Below are 20020 nucleotides of genomic sequence, written 5' to 3'. Positions count from 1 at the left end.
AATGAGGTTAACTCAGCTCGTTCTAGGATAGATAGACCAGCTTCTTAGCTAAATCTTCTCTATACTCCCAGCGCTCTGCGAGTTTGCGGTCCCACTACTCCATCTGCACGTAAGCCATTTCTCGACTGAAAATTCCGGACTGCTCTTTGAGTCACCGAACCATAATATCCAGTCGGTGAAACCCCTAAAGCAGATTGAACTTGTCGAACAGCAGAACCTCTAGAGCCTAGGCGGAGAAAGGAACCGCCAACACCAGAACCAGGATTAGAACCAGAACCTGGTCTCGTGCTGATATAGTTAGCAGCAACATAACGGCCCGTAGAAAGCTTTGCATACCCGTTGCGATAAGCCACAACTGGTGCAAGTGCAGCTCCATTACGGACGCAGCTATGCACTCCGTAACGTGTGCTGGGACCGTAGCGAGCATTGAGACAACTGCCGTTTGTATTTACAAAATACTGTGCTGCGTTAGCTGGTTGGATCTCGCTGAGACCTCCGAACAAGAAAGCTACACCAAGTAAACCCAGCCAAGCTGAACTCGGTGGTTGCTTCCAGTTCAGCGAAAAGTCACGCAGACTATACTCGATACCAGCTTCTGCCTCTTCATAGGTATTAGAAACATGAATGTAAGCAAGAGTTTCCATGATTTTTCTCCGTATGGTTGAGAAACACTTTGTGATGCTTCAGGATGGCTGCTGAGTTTTTCGGAAACATTTTTCGGAAACTCAGGTGATTTTTTATGAATTGTTGAGTTTCAGCCACATTAGAGGAACCTAATGTGCAATTTACTTTCTAAATGAGACGTTCAACTGTAGCCGTTCCAAGACATACAGACAATTCAGCAATACACAAATAATGTGAACTGACAGATGGCAATTCAATCAACGAGTCAAGTTCCAGAAATATCTGGTCTATCCCCGCTTTAGAATAAATCGTTTGCTCAGTTGTCCGATCGCTGTTTTCCCGCACTGACGCACCTTCAGAAAAGTTGCATCGATGCGAGATGGTAATGCTCGTGTCGGTCAGAACGCTTTGTCTATCTGGTTAATCAATACTGTAAGGCTTTAACTCCTCACAATAGTCAAACAATAAGGTAGACATTATCGCAATCTTAAAATCTTAATTTTTTATTCAGAAAAAAGTGAAGAAAAATAAGTTTTATTAAGAAGAAGTAAAGAAAAGGCGATCGCTTTGTCACCTCCCTTGGAAAATCAGGGTAGAAAGAGCGATCGCCTATAGAGAACCTGATAGTCTATCTAGAGAAGAAATCGGGTAGCACTTTCTCTTAGCACGTTCTTTGAAGATTCGTAACCATCAGTCGTCAAACCAAACCTTTTAGAACCGTGAAATCTTCAAAGAACCGTTAAAAGGCTCAGAACGGAGCTGACGACCATTTCGCCAAACTTCTACTCCGCGTGGACTAATAAAATAAGAATAACTGCCGTTATCCGCTTGATACCGATCCTGCCCAACACGCCAAGCAGCAAGCTGCATCGAAGCGCTCGGTTGTTGCTTTAATTGCCCCATATAAAACAATTGACCATTTTCCCGACAAACTTTCACCAGAGAGCTTGCCGTCTCACCTTCAATCAAGGGGTTGCCGCATTGATTGAAAGTCGCAGCAACAGCATAAGTCGCTGGTGCCGGAGTCACTGCAATCGGTTGCAGTGGTTTGGGTGCGATCGCGCGCGGTACTGGAAGAGAGTTCCCTTGCTGACGACCCCCAGAATAAACATTTAGATTCGGGTAAAGTTTGGTGTTGCCTCTCGTGTCCGCGTTGTTGCGTACAGTCTGAGAAACCACTGGAGGCGGATCAATCGGTTTAGGCGCAGCGGTTGCTGTTCGCGGCGGTGGAATCCTGCCTGCGACTAAAGAGGGCAATCCGGCAGCCGGGTCAACCGCTAGACGACCATCAGGATGATACTCAAAGTGGAGATGAGGGCCTGTACTATTCCCTGTCGAACCCATCTCAGCAATTACTTGACCCTGAGTAACTTGTTGACCTTTACTCACCAAAAGACGACTATTGTGACCATACACCGTGTGGCTTCCATCAGGATGCTGGATTTCTATTACGTTGCCTAATCCCCATCCCGAATCATCACGACCAGCTTTGATGACTGTACCCGATGCGGCAGCAACAATCGGAGTTCCAGTGCTATTAGCAATATCAATTCCTTCGTGATAAGTATTAAAGCCTTGAGTGAGATTCCCTTGAGTGGGCCATATTAAGCCAGAACCAAGGGAGGGATGACCTTGAGTAGGGGAATAGTCTTTTGCTTGAGTCAGGAGGCAGAAACTTGTACCTAGCACGGTGGCGCATGAGATAACGCCAATTAAGCCATATTTACGGAATTGAGAAATAGCGAGTTGTTTCATTAGATCAGAGCCTGGAAGAAGAAGGGTCTAGGAAGCCTTTTTGTTATCTGTTGGCTTCAGCTTTGAGCTAGCTATATCAGGACAATCGCTATGCAGATTAGGGATACCCGTTTAAGGGGGACAGTAGAACCCCCTCCTCTTATCTTTAGAGGCAAACCTGCATCTCCCAATCCCTCGCCGTCAACGGGGAGGGGCGCTTGGTTTATAACCTACGCTGCTAGGGAGTCATCTAAAGCGGACTGAAAAGTAGTTGTACTTTGTTCTGTTCGCTTGGAGTTGAGCTTTCGGACAGGTCTATAGATGAAGGAGCTTGCTATTTAGTTTAAGTGGATATTTTCTCTTAGAAGGGTTGCTTAGAAGTATGTTCCTTGTTTGGGGATAGATCCAAAAATGGTCAGAATCACTAATAAATGGCTTAATTTAAGCAAATTTGCTTTAATTCAGGAATTAGCGATTTTTATTTGAAGCAAATACGGCAGAATAGCCTAACCTTCTAGCCTTCCTTCCCTGAGATGCCTATCCTTTACCCATCACTGCGGAAACAGAGTTTATTTTTTTTGTGTTCTGTAAAAAAGTTCAGATAGCTCCGATAGTGACAAAGGACTCTCTCAATCTGACACGCAAGCAGATGGGCATTATTCAACTTTAGTCTGCTCGTGCTGCCCTTCACTCTCCGACAGCTCAAACAGCCTGAGTGCAAAGAAGTGTTAGATATTTGGCTAATCCTTATTGAATAAATCTATCGGATTATTTCTTAAGGAAATTAAAGTTACATCGGGTGGAAGAGGAAGCTGCAAACTTGAAAATGATATTTTGTAATTGTCAGGCAACAAAAGAAGTTTAAATAAACTGGTTCATTTAGCTTCATTTTCAGACACATATCAATTACTTAACTTTAGTTTTTGGCCTAGTTGGGCACAGGAGAATATTATGGAACGCCCCATTGAATTGTCTTTAGAGCAAGAATTTAGCCTAATTTCTTTTGCAGATCAAGTGCAGCATATGTCTCGCGAGCAAGCTCAACAATTTTTGGTTCAGCTACATAAGCAAATGATAATTCGAGACAATATCTATCAGAACTTGCTGAAGCATCAATGGGGTCTGGATTCAATTCTGGGATCTGTGTAAAGCTTGAAAGCGATCGCCTAAACTTTCCTAAACTTTGAAAAATTACATATATATGAGTAAAGCCCTGGTTTACAGCCAGGGCTTTGTTGTTAGCTTTGGTTTTTAAAGACTTGGTTTAACGCTGGTTTAACGCTGACGTGCAGTTTCATGGTTCTGCTTACGGAACAGATTAGCTAGACCGATTAGACCCAGCAAGCCTAACCAGCCCCAACTGGAATTGCGATCGCCTCTTGCAGACTGAACTCCTTGGTAAGAAGTGGTGTCTGTAGTAGCGCCGTTGGGAGTTGTGCTACCGGGAACCGTAGTTGTGTCCGAAGTAGTGCCTCCAGGCGTCGTAGTCGTGGCGTCAGGAGCAGCGGTAGTCCCTGTTGCACCCCCAGGCGTTGTGACGGTGCCGTAAGGAGCAGTAGAAGTCCCTGAAGTAGTGCCACCTGCACCCGTTGTCCCGGAAGTAGCACCTGCACCCGTGGTACCAGAAGTTGCGCCACCTGCTCCTGTGGTACCGGCAGTTCCGCCACCGATGCCAGTGGTACCAGAAGTTGCACCGCCTGCGCCTGTAGTACCGGCAGTTCCGCCACCGATGCCAGTAGTACCGGAAGTTGCTCCACCCGCGCCCGTTGTCCCGGCAGTTCCGCCACCGATGCCAGTAGTACCAGCAGTTCCGCCACCGATGCCAGTAGTACCAGCAGTTCCGCCACCGATGCCAGTAGTACCAGCAGTTCCGCCACCGATGCCAGTGGTACCAGAAGTTGCGCCACCCGCGCCCGTTGTCCCGACAGTTCCGCCACCGCCTGCACCTGTAGTACCAGCAGTTCCGCCACCGATGCCAGTAGTACCAGAAGTTGCACCGCCTGCGCCTGTAGTACCGGCAGTTCCGCCACCGATGCCAGTAGTACCAGAAGTTGCACCCCCTGCGCCTGTGGTACCGGCAGTTGCACCGCCTGCACCCGTCGTACCAGAAGTTGCGCCACCTGCACCCGTACCAGTACCGGAAGCTGAACCACCAGCACCACCGCCTGTTTGGGCAACAGAAGGCAGAGTTAAGGGTAGAGCCGCTACAGTGAGGGCAAAGGTACTTGCAAAAAGAACTTTGGACAAATTAGAAGGTTTCATCGTAGTGGTTTTTCTTATTCTCTAGAACTCTGCGATTTGTTATTATTCAAAAACAGTCTTGTTAACTTCATGGGCAGCTAAATTACGAAGACTGGATATACTTCCCGCTCATGAAGTCCCGATATAGGACGATCGTGGTTTAGAATACGGGTCTGGAATTACCAGAGCGTTTTGCTATTCTCCTCAGATGCGATCGCTCTTAGGAAGAATAACTGCCATCAGTTCTCTTTACTTCTACCAGAGGAACAGACCCACCTCTCCCTGAAGGATTGACTTTACTTTAAGCCAGTGTGTGCTTAAGAATACAAACAGTTCTATGGGGAGCTATGCTATGCTATGCTTCTCCCGATAGCACAGCAGATAAGCTTAGTGATTAGTTGAGACTGTGTCATCGAGGGGAAAATATTTTCCTTTCGTTATTAACTTTCCTTGGCTATTTTCCCCTTTCATCCATCTGCTTTACAGTTTCTCTGAGCAAGCGATCGCTCAACGCTCAGTTTGTAAAACAGAGTCAAGATTCATCACTCCCTTTGGGAGGTTCGCCAAATTCTCCTAGAGAAGTTACTATCTACTGTTCAGTAACTTTGCAGAAGGCCTTTCGAGGCAATTCCTCGAAGTATACTCCACGCTCAATAAAAATTATTAATATATTATTAAGGTTTTTATTTAAAGCCTAAATAATATATTTTCTTTAGTAGCTTTGGCTATTAAAATACTTACGAAAAACTTTTGCACACCTTTTGTATTTGCTACTAAAGGTGATACATAAAGCATAAATTATATAAATTTAGTACTGTATTTTTTTAGGATACAAGCATTTAATTCACCTTTATTCAATCCATTTAGAGCGATCGCTAAGCGCACAGCTTCGGCGAATATAACTCTTATTGAATAACCTAAAATGCAAGCACCTGAAATGATAAACCGGCGTAAAACAAATTACGTGAGATTACGTGCGCTCGTTACTGAAGCTACTACAGCCATCGAATAGGGATGCAATAATGCTGCTACTTGGAAGCATTGTCTTCTAAGTCCTGCAACCCACCCGCATCTCTTGTTTACTCCCATTAGAAGTCACTATACTTAGGTATTTTGTATTATTTAGCACAAACTAATTTAACATTAAATTTATTCTTTAGGAAGAAGTCGCGTCATTCCTCTGGTAGAAGCTAGAACTCAACAATAGCTATTATTTTTTTAGCAGTGGCAGCAAATTCCTTCTCCAGGCAGAAGCGGATGGTAATAAAACCCGATAAATTAAGCAGAAGTGCGAAGTCAATGAAACTGCTTTAGAGTCGCAAAAAGGGTAAACAAGGCAGGAAAACATCATTTCTAGCTGCTTTTTGTAGTTATAGCTAGGAATTAATTTTAAGTGTTCTTTTCACTTCAAGGCTTTCCACTTTGTTCTTCTTTGTGTGTAGGTAGGCGATTCTGAAAGCTTAAATCCAATCTACGAAATATCTGAGGCTATTTATGTCCCAGCCCAAAAATTTGATAAAGAATAGTGTGAGTAATGGTGGGGCATGGGAGATACAGTTCTCCATAAAAGATGCACTTGAGTCTCCCTCAGCGAGTGCATTTCCAACATTACAGTCGGATGGTTCTGATTCCTTGTCAAATACACCGGCGCTCATTTGTTTGTCGCATTTGCGTTGGGATTTTGTCTACCAACGACCGCAACATCTCTTGAGCCGCTGTGCAAAGCAGCGAAGAGTATTCTTCATTGAAGAACCGATTTTCAGTTCCGATCCATCTTGGCGGCTGGATGTTAGCCTCCGCGAGAGTGGTGTCTCGGTGGTGGTGCCTTACTTGAGCGAAGGAATGAGTGAGGAAGAAATCATTGCTGCTCAAAAGGGGATGCTCGATGATTTGTTAGCACAAGCGCAGATCCGCGAGTATATTCTGTGGTATTACACACCGATGGCAATCGCGATCGCAGACCACTTAGATCCTTTAGTCGTTGTCTACGACTGTATGGATGAGCTATCTGCATTTAAGGGAGCGCCACCCGTGATGATTGAGCGCGAAGCCGAACTCTTTAAACGTGCAGATTTGGTATTTACAGGCGGACAGAGCCTTTACGAAGCCAAGCGCAACCAGCACCCGAATGCCCACGCCTTCCCCAGTAGCATCGAGAGAGCGCACTTTGCACAAGCAAAAACTCTGACAGAGGAACCAGCCGATCAAAAAAATATTCCCCACCCGCGTCTGGGATTCTATGGGGTAATTGATGAGCGCATGGATCTGGAACTGCTGAGTGGCATGGCCCAAGCGCGACCTGACTGGCATCTGGTTATCATTGGCCCAGTCGTCAAAATAGACCCCAAAGAGCTGCCCCAACATCCCAATCTTCATTATCTGGGTGGGAAGTCTTATCAAGAGTTGCCTGCATATCTTGCTGGGTGGGATGTAGCGTTGTTGCCTTTTGCTCGTAACGAGTCAACCCGCTTTATTAGCCCTACCAAAACTCCAGAATACCTCGCTGCTGGGAAGCCAGTCGTATCTACCTCGATCCGGGATGTCGTTCGTCCTTACGGAGAGATGGGTTTAGTGCAGATTGCAGATACCGTCGCAGATTTCGTCGCCGCAGCCGAAGCAGCAATCGAGCAAAATTACGATCGATCGGCATGGCTGAGTCAGGTGGATGCTTTCTTAGCGCAGAATTCATGGGATTCCACTTGGGCGCGGATGATGCAACTGATTGAGGGTGTAATGAACGACACGAGTGTATCTCAAGAATTGCGCGATCGCGTTGCCAAAACTTCAGCGTCTCAAATGGACGAGCGTGCAGGAGTTACCTCGGTTAACAAACCTCAACAAACATCCTGAGCTAGTCCGCTCAAAGCGAATCAGGACTGGTTTTTGGTTGATTTTCTGACTTTTCAGTTTTTCAATTTTTACTTTCTACCCAAGGGTAGCCGTTTCATTTTTCCCTTACTCCCGTAAGGGTTTCACCGCCATATTTCTATTAAATAAGCGAGGCTTTTAGAATGTTCGATTATCTTATTGTGGGTGCAGGGTTCGCTGGAAGTGTCCTTGCAGAGCGGCTGGCGACTCAGTCGGGCAAGAAGGTTCTAGTGGTTGACAAGCGATCGCACATTGGCGGCAATGCTTACGATCATTACGATGATGCAGGCGTTCTCGTACACAAATACGGCCCTCACATCTTTCATACCAACTCCCGCGAAGTCTTTGAGTACCTTTCCAAATTCACCGAATGGCGCTCTTACGAACACCGCGTTTTGGCGAGTGTAGACGGTCAACTGGTACCCATGCCCATCAACCTCGACACCGTTAATAAACTTTACGGACTGAGTCTCACCTCCTTTCAACTCGAAGAATTTTTCGCCTCGGTTGCTGAGAAAAAAGAACAGATCCGTACCAGCGAAGATGTAGTTGTCAGCAAAGTAGGGCGGGAATTGTACGAAAAATTCTTCCGGAACTACACGCGCAAGCAATGGGGAATCGATCCCTCGGATCTCGATAAGTCAGTCACCTCACGGGTGCCTACCCGTACCAATCGAGACGATCGATATTTCACCGATAGCTATCAAGCGATGCCATTGCACGGCTATACCCGGATGTTCGAGAAGATGTTGTCTCATCCGAACATCAAAATCATGCTGAACACCGATTATCGGGAAATTCAGAAAGTCATTCCGTACCGGGAAATGATTTACAGCGGGCCTGTTGATGCTTACTTCGATTACCGCTATGGAAAGCTTCCCTACCGTTCCCTTGAATTCAAGCATGAAACGCACAACAAGCCTGTGCATCAATCAGCGCCAGTCGTAAACTACCCCAATGAGCATTTATACACGCGCATCACTGAGTTCAAGTATCTGACCGGACAAGAACATAGTAAAACTAGCATTGTTTACGAGTACCCCCAGGCAGAGGGAGATCCTTACTACCCAGTACCGCGCCCAGAAAATGCCGAACTCTACAAGAAATACAAGGCATTGGCTGATGCAACCCCGGGGGTACATTTTGTCGGACGCTTGGCGACCTACAAGTATTACAACATGGATCAATGCGTGGCTCAGGCGCTCACGGTTCACAAACAGATTGGCACGAAACAAGAACCAATCACTTTAGAACCTGTGGAAGCGAGAAGCAACTACACCCAGAATGTTTCTCTCAGTGAAATCGTTGAACAACGCCCGCAGACAGAAGTTGCAACTACAAACGGAAACGGTCACGGAAAAGCCGTTAGTCATTAGTCAGTAGTCAACAGTCATTAGTCATTAGGGATTTGCTAATGACTAATGCTTGCTTGAATCATTTTTACTGCCATGAACGATGAATAAAACATCGGAAACAATAGCCATGAGTCATGGGCTACTGACACTTCATGCACAAGTTATTCGGGGGTGAGGAATGATAAGAGCAGCCTTAAGTAAAGAACTAATCATTAGCAATTCTGAACGAACTCAAAACTCAAAGCCCAAAACTCAAAACTCTAAATTGGAGATGTGGGCTGGAGTAGAGTGTACCGTTAACCGCGTAGGCGATCGCTATTTCAACCAGTTGGAACGAAACGGTCACAAAACGCGCTTAAGTGACCTCAATTTGTTTGCCGAACTCGGCGTAAGTGCCATTCGCTACCCGATCCTCTGGGAATTAACTGCCCCTGATGGGCCAGATAGCGCCGATTGGTCTTGGGCGGATGAACGACTGGGACGTTTGCGCGAACTCGGTATCCGTCCCATTGTCGGTTTAGTTCACCACGGCAGTGGCCCTCGTCATACAAGCCTGGTGAATCCCACCTTTGCCTCTGGGCTTGCCCAGTTCGCCGAAGCCGTTGCCCAACGCTATCCGTGGGTGGAAAATTACACCCCTGTTAACGAGCCGCTCACGACAGCGCGTTTTAGCGGACTATACGGTCACTGGTATCCTCACGGTCGGGATAGTTTAACTTTCTTGCAGGCATTGCTGACGCAACTCCGCGGCACAATCCTGTCAATGCAGGCCATTCGCCAAGTTAACCCAGACGCAAAGCTGGTGCAAACCGAGGACTTGTGCAAGGTGTTCAGCACGCCACAGATGGCGTACCAAGCAGAGTTTGAAAATGAGCGTCGCTGGCTGAGTTTCGATCTGCTGTCTGGTCGCCTCAATCCCGATCGCCCGATGTGGCAATATCTATGTAAAGTTGGAATTCCTGAAGCTGAACTGGAGTGGTTTTTAGAAAATCCCTGTCCGCCAGACATTATTGGGATTAACCATTACTTAACGAGCGATCGCTTTCTGGATGAGCGCCTAGAACGCTATCCCCAGTGGACGCATGGGGGAAATGGGCGGCAGCAGTACGCAGATGTCGAGGCAGTGCGGGTGCGTGCTGAAGGAATCGCTGGACCCTACACGCTAATCAAAGAGACATGGGAACGCTACGGCTTGCCAATTGCGGTCACTGAAGTCCATCACGGTTGCACCCGCGAGGAACAACTGCGCTGGGTTAAAGAGGTGTGGGAAGCAGCAACCCGTCTGCGTTCCGAAGGCATCGATCTGCGGGCTATCACCGCTTGGTCGCTCCTCGGTTCTTATGACTGGACTAGCTTGGTAACAAAAGATAACGGTCATTACGAGCCTGGGGTGTTCGACTTGCGATCGCCTGAACCCCGCCCAACTGCGATCGCCCATATGCTGCGCGAGTTGGCACGCGGCGAGATGCCTCACCATCCCCTTTTGGATGTGCCAGGATGGTGGCATAGAAACCAGCGACTGCTCTATCCACCCGTTGCGGAGAGCAACGGCGCAGAGGCGCAGAGGCACAAAAACCCAGAAACGCACCTCAGTCCTCAGTACCTAAGCACCTCAACACCTGTCCGTTCTTCCTCACCGCGTCCGCTCGCCATTATTGGAGCGAGAGGCACGCTGGGGAAAGCTTTTGCTCGAATTTGCGACATCCGGGGTATCCCCTATCACCTCCTTAACCGTCAGGAACTGGATATTGCCGATCCTGCCTCGGTTAAGCGGGTACTGGCTGAACTCAAGCCTTGGGCGGTTGTAAATGCGGCTGGATACGTTCGCGTAGATGATGCGGAGCGCGAACCGGATGCTTGTCTGCGCGAAAACGCAGTTGGCCCAGCAACTCTTGCGGCTGCTTGCGCGATGCAGAAAGTGGCGTTGCTCACCTTCTCATCGGATCTGGTATTTGATGGAACTGGTGTTGCTCCTTATGTGGAGAGCGATGCTGTTGCACCGCTCAATGTGTATGGACGCAGCAAAGTAGAAGCTGAGTCGCAAGTTCTAAAGTTTCATCCCTCGTCGCTCGTCGTCCGCACCAGCGCCTTCTTCGGGCCGTGGGACGAGTACAACTTTATTACAATGGCGCTCCGCACCCTAGCGGCAGGAAAACCCTTTATTGCGGCAGAAGATTCGGTCGTTTCACCGACCTACGTTCCGGATCTGGTCAATGCCAGCCTTGACCTCTTAATTGATAGCGAGAACGGTTTGTGGCACATTGCGAACCCTGGTGAGAGTTCTTGGGCAGATTTGGCACGGTTTGCTGCAAAGAAAGCTGGTTTCGATGCTACCCGAATTGAAGCTTGTCCCATGCAGGCGCTGAGGCTATTGGCACCACGCCCAATTTACAGCGTTCTGGGCAGCGAGCGAGGGGTACTGTTGCCGTCGCTGGAAAATGCGATCGCCCGCTACTTCCAAGAATCCAAAATTTCCCTGTAAAAATCGATACTTTAACCCACTCTAAGGTGGGCAGTGCCCACCTTAGTCCATTTACCCATTGAGGTTTTATAAGATGAACGTTCTTTTTAAAATCGTTAAATCCCCAGACATTTTTGATAGCTCTAGAGCAGCTCAGTTTCATCAAGAAATTGAGAATCTGATCGACGCAGGAGTCAAATTTGTTCTCCTCGATCTCAAAAATGTCACTTTTATCAGTAGTTCTGGCTTAATGGCTCTTGTTTCAATGGTGAGGCTTACCCGCTCCGCAGGTTGCAAAATTTTACTTTATTCCAAGAGCGAACAGGTTAGGATTTTATTGGAGATGACGGGTTTAGATCAGGTTTTGGAAACCTTTAATAAGTCAGAAGGATTTCAAAGCTTAGGAAGCTTAGCGCGAGCTAATGTTAATCCTATATCAGAAACCTTGTCAAAGTCAGCATATTCACCAAAGCTGAAATCTACCAGCTCGCCTGTCCAGCCTGCTTCGGCTCGTTAAATCGTTAAGTTTTCGCGATTCTTCTCCGAAATTGGAGCGTGTGTTCCTGAACGATGAACGCAGCAAAATTATTACTCTTTTGCTTCTAACAATGCCTGACAAGCGTTGTGCTAACGTATCCTACTCTTGAGAAAAGGTACGTTATCAATGAAGCAACAGTAATATACTCTTTCTGCGAACGGCAAATAACCCGATTTAATAACATCTCCCAATTTTCTTAATTGCAACCATCACAGTTATCCTGACATAACGCCGGATTTACGATTCTGACCAATCCAATTTTTTTCCATTAGCCAGAGAGAGTGCATTTGGGCGAATATCTTCGCTCACCTCACTGGAAAAATCCCGCCATAAATCTTAACGATCTGCCGTCGATCGATTTGATTCTACTCTCGCAAATGCACAAAGCTCGTTTCGAGTGCATTGCAGAGCAAAAACTGAATACAAACATTCCCATCATATCTTCCCTTTCCGCAACTGCTACAATTAATAAAGAAGGGAGTTTAATGCAACCTAATCTGCTCAAAACTTGGAACCTTTAACTGTTACCAAGGGGAATGTTGATTTTTAGCTTAAGTCGATGCCTGGAAGACACGGGTCGATGCTCCTCACAGCCGTACTACCACCTGTTATGCGAGTCTGCTAAAGCTTCAACCTGCTTCTGGGAAGACGGCATTTCGTCTCTTTATTACTGGCAATACCTTCGCTAACCAACAACTGAAGGAAATTCCTCGACAGTATTCGGATATCGATTTGGTTTTGCTGCACTTGTATGGAACAAAAGCATTCGCAATTCGTCTGATAATCGATGCCAAGCAAGGCGTTAAGGCAATTCAATAAATTGTTCTTTCTACGCCATCCCAATTCACTCCAACGATTACACGAATTTTAAATCGTCGTTAGAGGATTTTATGCAAGCTATTACTGCAACGAAACTTGAACAAAAAGTTACTTATCTGAGTCACGATAAGACTTACAATTTTGAGGCGTCGATAACACAGTAGCCGGATATGTGGTACAGAGACAACGTACCTCGATCCGGAAAAGATTGGCAAATGGATGTAGTAATAACGATAGGCATTACTTATCGTATTAATGGCATTAAACAGTCTTGGTTCTTAAACTGTATTTTTGCTAGAAAAAAATAACCTTAAATCGCTGAAATCCAGACTGTGTAGACATTTAAAAAATTTTATAGAAAAACACTTAAAAGAGTTAGTACTCAGATATTTATGGGTACTCTAGAAATATAACCTTGGATAGATGACTATATGCACTCTTTGGGGAAATGGCTGGAGAATTGTTATATCGCGTCTGGCGGCGCTACTCAGTCTAATTTTGACCAGTTCGACAGAGCATATCCGCGTCCGCAGTTACAGCGATCGCATTGGATTTGTCTCAACGGTCCGTGGAAGTTTACTTATGACGATGAGGGGAAAATAACTCGACCCTCAGATGTTTCCGGGTGGACGCATACAATTGAAGTTCCCTTCGCGCCAGAATCCTCAAAAAGTGGCATTGGCGACACAGGGTTTCACCCGAACTGCTGGTATGAGCGGGAATTTAACATTGTTAAGGGTGCAGGTCGGGTGCTGCTTCACTTCGGGGCAGTAGATTATCGCGCCCGCGTGTGGATCAACGGTCAATTTATGGCTGACCATGAAGGCGGACATACTCCCTTCAGCATCGATATTACGCCAGTATTTAATGAGAACGGACCGCAGCGGGTAACAGTGTGGGCGCAAGACGACCCCCAAGACTTGGCAAAACCTCGTGGTAAGCAAGATTGGCAACTGGAACCGCACAGTATTTGGTACCCGCGCACCACTGGGATTTGGCAGACCGTTTGGGCGGAGATCGTTCCTTCTACTTATATTGAGCGCATCCGCTGGACGCCGCACTTTGAGCGTTGGGAAATTGGCTTTGAAGCTTTTGTTGCAGGTGACCAGTGCGATGGCATCGAGGTAAAGGTAAAACTAACCGTTGGCTGCCAGTTGCTAGTCAACGATACCTATGAAGTAATTCACGGAGAGATTCACCGACGGATTGCCCTTTCTGACCCTGGTATTGACGACTACCGCAACGAATTGCTTTGGAGTCCAGAAAAGCCAACTCTGATCGATGTTGAAGTGCAGTTGTGGTCTAATGGCGAGTTGCTGGATGAAATCAAGTCTTATACCGCAATGCGGACGGTGGGAATCCAGCGCGATCGCTTTATGCTCAATGGTCGTCCCTACTATCTGCGACTGGTTCTAGACCAAGGCTATTGGCCTGAAACTCTGATGACCGCACCTTCCGATGAAGCGTTGCGGCAAGATGTTGAGCTAGTCAAAGCAATGGGATTCAACGGGGTTCGCAAGCACCAGAAGATTGAAGACCCCCGCTTCTTGTATTGGGCAGATGTGCTAGGACTGATGGTTTGGGAAGAAATGCCCAGCGCCTATCGCTTCTCTCCTAAAGCGGTGGAACGGATTACCAAGGAGTGGACTGAGGTCATTGAACGCGATGCCAGCCATCCTTGCATTGTGGTCTGGGTGCCCTTCAACGAATCTTGGGGTGTTCCCGATTTGACAGCGACAGCAGCCCACCAGCACTGCGTCCAAGCACTGTATCATTTGACCAAGACTCTCGATCCAACTCGTCCAGTCATCGGTAACGACGGTTGGGAAAGTGCGGCGACCGATATTTTGGCTATCCACGACTACGATAATAAGCCGACTCGGATGGCAAAACGCTACGGTCCGGAAGTGAAGCTATCAGACCTTTTCGATCGCCAACGTCCGGGTGGGCGGGTTCTGACGCTGGATGGCTATCCTCATCAAGGACAGCCGATCATGCTGACTGAGTTTGGCGGTATTGCTTATGCGGGTCGGGAAGATAAAAAAGCTTGGGGATATGTGCGTTCCCATGATGTCTCCGAACTGCAAATCCGGTATACGGCGCTACTAGATGTGGTGAACCGAGTCGAGTTATTTAGCGGTTTTTGTTACACCCAGTTGACCGATACCTACCAAGAAGCGAACGGACTGCTATATGCCGACCGGACTCCGAAATTTCCTATCGAAGCGATCGCATATGCAACTCTAGGCAGGGGTGAGGAAGACGAAGAGGACGTTATGCTCACAACAGTTAAAGCTGCATTGGGGCAAGAAAACAATGTATTCCCAGGAGCTGTTGAAGCCGGATGGTCGCAAGCTGATTCTATACAGCAGATTCCCCATTGCGGAGGAAATTACAGCCACTAGCCCTAGTAATGAGCCAGTGCAGGCGAATCCTCACCTGCGCTGGCATCCGTTGCGGGGCGAATGGATTGCTTATGCAAGTCACCGTCAGGGGCGGACTTTTATGCCGCCCCCAGAATACAATCCGTTAGCACCTACCAAAGATCCTCAGTTTCCGACGGAACTCCCGCAGGGGAAATATGATATGGCGGTGTTCGACAACCGCTTTCCCTCAATGGCTTTGGGGGCGCACAATCCACCCGCTAGCATTGTGCAGACTCTCCCAGCAAACGGCGCGTGCGAAGTGGTCGTATTTACGCAAGATCCGCAAGCTTCCCTCAGTTCTTTAGAACTGGATCAATTAGAGTTATTGTTGCAAGTTTGGGGCGATCGCACTCGCGCTTTAGGCGAAACGCCGCAGATTCAGTATGTACTGCCCTTTGAGAACAAAGGGGTCGAGATGGGGGTAACTTTACAGCATCCCCACGGTCAAATCTATGCTTATCCGTTTGTTCCACCTGTCCCAGCGCGGATGTTAGAAAGGCAACAAGCGTATCATCAGGAGCATCAGCGGGGTTTGCTGCAAGATTTGATCCAAAAAGAGATTTCGGACAATCAGCGAATTATTTATCTAGATGAGGAAGCGATCGCATTTGTCCCCGCTTTCGCCCGTTACCCTTACGAAGTCTGGATTGCCCCGATTCAGCCCACCGCTACATTTGTGGATCTGACAGATGGGCAGCGCCAAGGACTCGCCAAAGCCTTAAAAACTGTCACTCTCAAGTATGACGGTTTGTGGAATCGTCCTTTCCCTTACTTGATGGCGTGGTTCCAAGCACCCACCGATGGAAATCCGCACCCAGAAGCACATCTGCACGCAGAGTTGTATCCTCCCTATCGGACTCAGGATCGGCTTAAGTACCTGGCGGGAACCGAACTAGCCGCAGGAATGTTTGCCAATGATGCGCTTCCGGAGGAGAAGGTGAAGGAGTTGCAAGCTGTCGTCATCACACTTGAGAATCCTGTGCGGTTGTGAATCAAAACTTAACCCCCGAATCCCTTCGTTTGCAGGGAAGGGGCAAGAACTTCAGTTTCCTCCCCGTTTCCGGGAGGGGCTGGGGGAGGAATTTCCTGCTGTAAGAGGTGAGTTATGAATCAAGTTAGTGAAGAAGTCTCTCAGAAACTAGAGTTAATCCGAAACGCCTTAACGGAAGCTGACGCGCAGGGGTTGCGATTGCGCGGCACCGATTGGTTCGCCTGGGCGACTGCTGGCGGTTCCAGCACCGTACTGCTGACGGCTGAAACTGGAATCGCAGAAGTGCTGGTGACTGCTGAGGATGCCTGGATATTAACCGATGAAATCGAAGCGCAGCGGTTAAAAGATGAGGAAATTCCCGGAAATTTCCAGCATTATGCGAATCCTTGGGCTGATGCTGCGGCGCGTGAATCTTTTGTGCAACAGGCAACCAATGGGGGGAAAATTTTAAGCGATCGCCCGATTCCTCATGTTGAAAAGCGATTACCCGCCTCTCTACAACAGCATAAGCGAACCTTGATACCAAGCGAGCTAGAGCGATATCGCCAGCTAGGGCGTCAGGCAAGCGAAGCGATGACTGAGGTACTCAAAGCCGCCAAGCCAGATTGGACAGAATATCAGCTTGCCGGTGCGGGTGCGGAGGCATTATGGGCGAGGGGGATACATCCAGCGCTGACGCTGGTAGCAGGCGAGAGACGTTTGCCGCTATACCGTCATGCTACTGCCACAGGTGAAGAGATTGGACGGCAAGCAATGCTGGTATTTTGCGCCAGAAGACATGGTTTGTATGCGAATCTTACCCGATTTGTTTCATTCGGTACGCTTTCAGAGCAAAGCGCCAAATTGCATGGTGATGTCCGTCAAATTGAAGCAGAAGTCTTGGATTTTTTAAAGCCGGGAATCGCTCTGAATGCAGTTTATGACACTTTAGCTGATGTTTATCAGAGGCACGGATATCATAATGCCATCCGCCAACATCATCAGGGTGGAACAACGGGATATCTAGCGCGAGAAGTTGTAGCGAATCCAACGACTAATGACACGTTGGAAGAAAACATGGCAGTTGCTTGGAATCCAAGTTTACCGGGTGCAAAGATTGAAGATACTTTTGTACTTCTCAAGGATGGATTGGAAAATTTGACTTTCGATCCAAATTTTCCCAATGTCGAGGTAGCAGGAAGATTGCGTGCTTTGCCCTTAGAAATTGGATAATGGAAATGCCCTAGCAAATGGAATTCGCGGCTAGACAGACGAAACCTGCGTAGGCAGGTTTTAAAATACCAAATTTTCTGAAGTCCGCGTAGGCGGACTTTGTTTGTGTAGCCGCGATTTCTAATCGTCAGGACAATCGCACCAGATACATTCAGTAACACCGCCGCCGTATGTCACAGGAAAAAATTAGACCTCTTGCAAAAGTCGTCGCTGGGGTAATATGGGGTCTAAAATTAGGCGATTGCTAGCTGCCGGTCATAAGTTTTACTCATCTTACCTTTGACTGAGCCGAAGTTCATAATTGTACAGTCCGGCTATCAAGTTAAACCTTAAACTGAATCTTTTTCGGCGATTTCTATAACGGTCAGCTAGAATCTTAAATATTTTCAGTTTTCGGTTAATATGTTCGCCAATTACTCGCTTCTTAGCCAATTCCCTATTTTTCTTTTTATCCGAAGAACTTAACTCCCCTTTCCTTGGCTTCTTTTGGGGGATTTTACTGTTGCTATGAATTTTTTGAATTCCTTGATATCCTTTGTCCGCTAAGCATTCAATAGTTTTGTTTAAGGGGATTTTGCTCTGTTTAAATAAGCGAAAGTCATGGATTTTTCCTTGACCCTGCGCTATACAAATAATTTCTCCCGTTTTTTGATTGACTACAACTTGAGACTTGAGGGTATGCTTTTTCTTCTTGCCACTATAAAATTGTTTCTGTTTTTTTTAGGGCGTTCGATAGGGCTTTCTGTCACATCAATGACCACGGTCTTGATTAAAGAATCTGATTGATACAGAGATTTCTTCCCTGGCAAAGTAAAAATTCTGGCTGAGCTTAACACTTTTTCGATTTTCCGAATAATTCGACAAGCCGTAGATTCCGTTACTCCCCAAGATTGACCTATATGGAAATACGTCCGATATTCTCGCCAGTAATCTAATGTCATCAAGACTTGGTCTTCCAGACTAATTTTTCCAGGTCGCCCAGTTTTCTTTTTTCGTCCCTCGTGCTGCTGAACTATTTCCACCATCTGCTTAAAAGTTTCTAGCTGGACGCCCCAAAAGCGTTTAAATTCTGCTGGCTTAAGATGTTTAGCTCGTTCGTATTTCATTAGCTTTACTTATGAATTACCAGGGGTGAGCCTAGAAGACAGGTGAGCGAGCGCATAATTTCAGACCTCATATTACCCCAGCGACGACTTTTGCAAGAGGTCTATTGAAAAGCTGATTCCAGAACAAGAAGCTTTGATTCCTGTTTATCGGGAGAAGTGGCGAAAGATTGCTCTCTCTACTGAACCGATTGATAGAGGAAAGGCTGCTGAATCAGTAATAAATGCTTATGATTCAATTGGCAAAAAAGCGCCTAAGATTATTTTTTCTAATAGCCCTTATGCGGCTTTAAAAACTTTTTCAGCCAAAATTACAAAGCAACCAAAAAAAGCACTTAATGAGCAACTGAGGTTCCAACCGTGGCATCAGATGGAAGAGCAAATTAGTAACCAAATAATAGAGAAACATCTCAATGACCAACTATGGGGAGGACTGGAGAGGCAGCTATGGGGAGGACTGGAGAGGCAACTGTTTAAACAACTAATCAAGCAGCTAGGAAGTAAGATTAACCACAAATATATTCCACCAGAAGTGTGGGCGTGTGGAGGTAGTAATTTTGACTTCTACATTTCTGTTTTAAATTGCACTTATGAGCAAAGCAAATGGTCAGTATTTCAATCGCTAGTAAAAAATTGTGGGTGGATTTTACCATCTGAAGAGATAGCAATTATATGCGATCGCCCTCGCGTCCTCTCCTTCGACAACCAGCAGCGTCTCCACGCAGAAGGCGCACCCGCGATCCAGTTTGCAGACGGATACAGCCTATACGCCTCTCATGGGGTAAGATTACCTGAAAAATACGGCAAGCTGCACCCGCACCAGTGGCAAGCTAAATGGCTTTTAGAAGATAATAACGCCGAACTGCGGCGAGTGCTAATTCAGGGAATTGGCTATGATAAAATCGCCCAGGAATTAGGAGCCATTGAGTTAGACTCTTATCAAGAATACACTTTATTAAAAATTGATACCGATATTGATGTGGAGCCAATATCTTTGTTAAAGATGACTTGCCCAAGCACCGGATTTATTCATGCGTTGCGCGTACCACCTGAGATGATATCGGCGCGGGAAGCGATCGCTTGGGTAAATTGGGGAATTAATCCCAAAGAATTTTCTGTGCAAACATAAAATTTTTTGATGATGCCCGCGATATTGAAAACAATTAACTAACTGCTACACTATCTCCCAACTTTGAGGGCCAGCGGACAGTCAGAATGGTACAATCTGACTCAGCAGACCAAGAATGGGGCACGCCTGGAGACCAGAGAACGTAGTCGCCTTCACGAGATAATAAGACTTCTTGCTCTGGAAATTTAACGTGAAATCGTCCTTTAATCAGGATAGAAAGTGTCGTTGCTTCCTCATTCATTGCCCATTCGGATCTACCGTCTCCTGCTGGGTGAATACCCCATTTCACTTCTAGGCTGGAAGTCGAACGAATGTCATCGATTGGGTTTATAAAATGACCGAGAAACCAACCAGAACGATTTGCACCTTCACTATGAGCATTCCCAACAACAACATTAGACGGCATTTGCGAATCCTTGCTGATATGCAAGTATTAATTTTATAAAACTCAGCAAAATTATCAAGTCGGATGACTAAGTGTTAACGCACAAGTGCTAACGCACAAATGTGAACGCACAC

The 20020-nt window shown here is 46.8% G+C and carries 13 protein-coding genes and 1 pseudogene; 9 read left to right on the top strand and 5 right to left on the bottom strand.

Going from position 1 to position 20020, the window contains the following annotated elements; all coding sequences use genetic code 11:
- Nucleotides 1-59: 59 nt before the first annotated feature.
- Both NC997_RS09860 and NC997_RS09855 read right to left on the bottom strand, forming a co-directional pair.
- Nucleotides 60-644 (bottom strand): peptidoglycan-binding domain-containing protein, encoded by a 585-nt coding sequence (locus NC997_RS09860; protein WP_190527109.1) that lies wholly within the window; start codon nt 642-644, stop codon nt 60-62.
- A 691-nt stretch (nt 645-1335) separates the two neighbouring features.
- A complete protein-coding gene (locus NC997_RS09855; RefSeq protein WP_190527107.1) occupies nt 1336-2379 on the bottom strand; it encodes a M23 family metallopeptidase in 1044 nt (347 codons plus the stop codon).
- 930 nt (nt 2380-3309) lie between these two features.
- Here NC997_RS09855 and NC997_RS09850 point away from each other — a divergent pair.
- Nucleotides 3310-3507 (top strand): NblA/ycf18 family protein, encoded by a 198-nt coding sequence (locus tag NC997_RS09850; RefSeq protein WP_190428799.1) that lies wholly within the window; start codon nt 3310-3312, stop codon nt 3505-3507.
- 126 nt (nt 3508-3633) lie between these two features.
- Here the strand turns inward: NC997_RS09850 and NC997_RS09845 are convergent, their stop codons facing one another.
- Complete coding sequence (locus NC997_RS09845) at nt 3634-4620, bottom strand: WGxxGxxG-CTERM domain-containing protein (protein WP_190527105.1); 987 nt, start codon at nt 4618-4620, stop codon at nt 3634-3636.
- A gap of 1473 nt (nt 4621-6093) precedes the next feature.
- Here NC997_RS09845 and NC997_RS09840 point away from each other — a divergent pair.
- From NC997_RS09840 to NC997_RS09810, 7 genes and pseudogenes are all read left to right on the top strand, one after another.
- Nucleotides 6094-7326 (top strand): annotated as a pseudogene (locus tag NC997_RS09840) (glycosyltransferase family 1 protein); the annotation flags it as partial.
- 284 nt (nt 7327-7610) lie between these two features.
- Nucleotides 7611-8843 (top strand): UDP-galactopyranose mutase, encoded by a 1233-nt coding sequence (gene glf / locus NC997_RS09835; protein ID WP_190410070.1) that lies wholly within the window; start codon nt 7611-7613, stop codon nt 8841-8843.
- A gap of 250 nt (nt 8844-9093) precedes the next feature.
- The gene (locus NC997_RS09830; protein ID WP_347276100.1) at nt 9094-11304 is read left to right on the top strand and encodes a family 1 glycosylhydrolase; all 2211 of its coding nucleotides are present in this window, start codon (nt 9094-9096) and stop codon (nt 11302-11304) included.
- Between the two features lie 73 nt (nt 11305-11377).
- A complete protein-coding gene (locus NC997_RS09825) occupies nt 11378-11800 on the top strand; it encodes an STAS domain-containing protein (protein WP_190428803.1) in 423 nt (140 codons plus the stop codon).
- Between the two features lie 1271 nt (nt 11801-13071).
- Nucleotides 13072-15045 (top strand): glycoside hydrolase family 2 TIM barrel-domain containing protein, encoded by a 1974-nt coding sequence (locus NC997_RS09820; RefSeq protein ID WP_190410073.1) that lies wholly within the window; start codon nt 13072-13074, stop codon nt 15043-15045.
- The gene (gene galT, locus NC997_RS09815) at nt 14957-16057 is read left to right on the top strand and encodes a galactose-1-phosphate uridylyltransferase (protein WP_190527103.1); all 1101 of its coding nucleotides are present in this window, start codon (nt 14957-14959) and stop codon (nt 16055-16057) included. Before NC997_RS09820 ends, galT begins: the two co-directional genes overlap by 89 nt.
- A gap of 114 nt (nt 16058-16171) precedes the next feature.
- The gene (locus tag NC997_RS09810; protein ID WP_190527101.1) at nt 16172-17269 is read left to right on the top strand and encodes a M24 family metallopeptidase; all 1098 of its coding nucleotides are present in this window, start codon (nt 16172-16174) and stop codon (nt 17267-17269) included.
- Between the two features lie 273 nt (nt 17270-17542).
- Here the strand turns inward: NC997_RS09810 and NC997_RS09805 are convergent.
- A protein-coding gene (locus tag NC997_RS09805; protein ID WP_242031354.1) for an IS5 family transposase occupies nt 17543-18375 on the bottom strand; the annotation gives its coding sequence in 2 pieces (ribosomal slippage) (nt 17543-17991 and nt 17991-18375; 834 coding nt in all).
- 133 nt (nt 18376-18508) lie between these two features.
- Between NC997_RS09805 and NC997_RS09800 the strand changes: the two genes are divergently transcribed.
- Complete coding sequence (locus NC997_RS09800; RefSeq protein WP_242031353.1) at nt 18509-19501, top strand: DUF6745 domain-containing protein; 993 nt, start codon at nt 18509-18511, stop codon at nt 19499-19501.
- Nucleotides 19502-19535: 34 nt separating this feature from the next.
- On the opposite strand, the gene NC997_RS09795 is transcribed toward NC997_RS09800, so the two are convergent.
- Entirely contained in the window at nt 19536-19907 is a 372-nt protein-coding gene (locus tag NC997_RS09795) for a signal peptidase I (protein ID WP_190410076.1), read from the bottom strand.
- Nucleotides 19908-20020 lie beyond the last annotated feature (113 nt).

The organism is Trichocoleus sp. DQ-A2 (genome assembly GCF_039961915.1).
In the GTDB taxonomy this organism is placed as follows: domain Bacteria; phylum Cyanobacteriota; class Cyanobacteriia; order Cyanobacteriales; family FACHB-T130; genus FACHB-T130.
The sequence above is the reverse complement of the archived record's forward strand: the minus strand, read 5'-3'. Positions and strand labels throughout refer to the sequence as shown.